1 protein-coding gene is annotated in these 729 nt (G+C 51.2%); it reads left to right on the top strand.

Annotated features, from left to right (window positions below; all coding sequences use genetic code 11):
• Positions 1 to 19 precede the first annotated feature (19 nt).
• Positions 20 to 729: GTP-binding protein (locus ACS8FD_RS20305; protein WP_439277193.1), on the top strand; the 710-nt coding region annotated here is incomplete at its 3' end.

Raw genomic sequence — 729 nt, forward strand, 5'->3', positions numbered from 1 at the left:
CAATAAAAAGGATACACTCATGGCAAAGGCCAAGTTTGAACGCAACAAGCCCCACGTCAACGTCGGCACCATCGGACACGTTGACCACGGTAAAACCACCCTAACAGCCGCAATCGCAACCGTAGCCGCTATCACCTCTGGCGGTGAAGCTAAAGACTACGCGTCTATCGATAGCGCACCAGAAGAAAAAGCCCGTGGCATCACCATCAACACCTCACACGTAGAGTATGACACCGAAACTCGTCACTACGCCCACGTTGATTGCCCAGGTCACGCCGACTATGTTAAAAACATGATCACCGGTGCTGCTCAAATGGACGGCGCAATCCTAGTCGTATCAGCCACTGATGGCCCAATGCCACAAACTCGTGAGCACATCCTACTATCTCGTCAGGTTGGCGTACCGTACATCATCGTCTTCATGAACAAATGTGACCTTGTTGACGACGAAGAACTACTAGAATTAGTTGAAATGGAAGTTCGTGAACTGCTTAACGACTACGACTTCCCAGGTGACGACACCCCAATCGTAAAAGGTAGTGCCACCCAAGCCCTAAAAGGCGACGAAGGCAAATACGGCCAACCAGCCGTCGTAGAGTTGCTCGGCATCCTAGACAGCTACATCCCAGAGCCAGAGCGTGACATCGACAAAGCATTCCTAATGCCAATCGAAGACGTATTCTCAATCTCAGGTCGTGGTACCGTCGTAACCGGCCGTGTTGAATCAGG

It is taken from the genome of Psychrobacter sp. 1U2, from assembly GCF_051847575.1.